The organism is uncultured Kiloniella sp. (genome assembly GCF_937128705.1).
Taxonomy (GTDB): domain Bacteria; phylum Pseudomonadota; class Alphaproteobacteria; order Kiloniellales; family Kiloniellaceae; genus Kiloniella.
In genome coordinates this window covers 1-2285 of record NZ_CAKZMP010000017.1, presented here as the reverse complement: position 1 = coordinate 2285, position 2285 = coordinate 1, and the positions used below count along the sequence as shown (strand labels likewise).

General features: G+C 44.7%; 3 protein-coding genes. All 3 read left to right on the top strand.

Annotated elements, in window-relative coordinates; genetic code table 11:
* The coding region (locus Q0241_RS01090; protein ID WP_299371753.1) for an IS110 family transposase at positions 1–693 on the top strand (693 nt) is incomplete at its 5' end.
* Positions 694–958: 265 nt separating this feature from the next.
* Positions 959–1624: an IS3 family transposase gene (locus Q0241_RS01085; protein ID WP_299371750.1), complete on the top strand. Its 666-nt coding sequence runs from the start codon at positions 959–961 to the stop codon at positions 1622–1624.
* A 112-nt stretch (positions 1625–1736) separates the two neighbouring features.
* The coding region (locus tag Q0241_RS01080) for a DUF4372 domain-containing protein (RefSeq protein ID WP_299371747.1) at positions 1737–2285 on the top strand (549 nt) is incomplete at its 3' end.

Below are 2285 nucleotides of genomic sequence, written 5' to 3'. Positions count from 1 at the left end.
ATTAAAAGCATTGAGCAACAGGATATACAGAGTATTCATAGAGTACGTATTTTACTTGTATCCAGGAGAACCGCACAAGCCAATCAGATTAGAGGGTTGTTAATGGAATACGGCATCACCATTCCGGTAGGGATTGCTCATGTTAGAGCAACGATACCAGACATCCTGGAAGATGCAACCAACGCTTTGACCCCATTATTTCGGACATTACTCAATGAACTCTATGAAGAAATGGTGCATCTTGATGAACGAATTGTTGTGTTGGAGCAGAAGCTGCAAGCCATTAGCGTACAAAGCGAAGATGTCCAACGCCTGCTTACGGTTCCTGGTGTGGGCTTGCTAACTGCGACTGCCGTGGTTGCGGCGATAAATGACATTGCCGTATTCAAGAATGGGCGAGAACTGGCTGCTTGGATAGGGCTGGTACCACGTCAATATTCTACTGGCGGAAAAGCAACCCTGCTGGGCATCAGCAAACGAGGTGACACATATTTACGGACATTATTGATTCATGGCGGACGAACGGTTGTCAGAGTTGCTCACAAACATCAAGACAAGCGTAATCAATGGATTAACAAGCTGGAACGGCGGCGCGGCGCAAATATTTCAGCCGTTGCGATGGCCAACAAGAATGCACGGATAATTTGGGCGTTATTGAGTAAAAAGAAGAACTATGATGCAACTATTGGGTAGTATAGTACAACTCAATATCGATGTTTCAAATAGGTACTTTATCCTTAGCTGGGCAGGTAGAGACTGAAGGTTTTCAACCTCTAATCAAGGATCAAAAAATTAATAGGTTTAGTTACACGAGCACACAAACAAGTAAAGGCATCAACAGTCAACAACGAATTGCGTGGATAAAATTCAAGTGATGGCATAAAAGGTAAAACCTGCATCCTGAGAACCTGAAAGTGGTCAAGGGCCAATGAGGGCCGAAGATTTGATGAGGTCAAGGATGCTCGCAGATTCCATCAGGGCCAGAAGTGCTGATACTTCATTTGAAGGCCGGATATATGGGAGCATTATTCTTTTTGTCAAACAGCAAATTTTGTCTTGCAATACGGGGCGGACCATATATGACCGACAATTTGATGTCGTTGCCCCAAATCAAGTTTGGACAACGGATATCACTTATGTTTGGACCTTGGAAGGCTGGCTTTATGTTGCTGTTGTTATCGATTTATTTTCCAGACAAGTTGTGGGCTGGGCAATTGTAGACCACATGCGGACAGCATTGTGCGTAAAAGCGCTACAAATGGCCTTTTGGCGAAGAAAGCCAGAACCTGGCTTGCTCCATCACTCGGATCGGGGCAGTCAATATGCCAGCCATGAATATCGCAGTCATCTGTCTGTTATGAAAATGAAGCAGAGCATGAGCCGAAAAGGAAATTGTTGGGATAATTCTCCGACAGAACGATTCTTTCTTAGTCTTAAGTATGAACAATTGAACTACGAAAAATTCAAGACAAAGGAAAAGGGAAAGGAAAAGGAAAAGGAAAGGTTGAGTATCATTGACTATCTGGCTTTTTACAATGGAAAACGGTCACATTCAAAATTAGGTTATCAATCGCCTATGCAATTTGAGTATATATTTTCAGTAGTGTCCGGCAATTCCACGTAAATGATCAGATAAGCTATTGATCTGTATTGCGAAGCAGTCTTCTTAGGGGTGTCATCGACTTGGAAGTGAATTTTTTTGGGAAACTGGGGTTTTCTCCCCGGAGTCTCCAATTATGTATTCAGGTAAGTTGGTGTTTGCGCAACTCATGGAGCATTTGCCCCTTCACACATTTCGTCGCTGTGTGCAGCGTTACCCCTCCAAATACCCCACTAAGACTTTTTCGCATCTTGATCAATTTCTTTGCATGGCTTTCGCGCAACTAACTTGCCGCGAGAGCTTGCGCGATATCGAAACCTGTCTGCGTGCTCACCAAACCAAGCTCTATCATTTGGGCATACGAAGCAACAACATCGCCAAGAGTACGTTGGCAGATGCCAATGAACAGCGTGATTGCCGCATCTACATGGATTTCGCGATGAGCTTGATCCAGATTGCCAGAAAACTTTACGCCAGCGACAACTTCGCGGTAGAGCTGGAACAGACGGTTTATGCGCTTGACACCACGACCATCGACTTGTGTTTGAGCGTTTTTCCGTGGGCACGCTTTCGCTCCACCAAGGCCGCTGTTAAGATGCATACACTACTCGATTTACGCGGCAATATCCCAACCTTCATCCACATCAGCGATGGCAAGATGCACGAGGTCACTGTACTCGATATC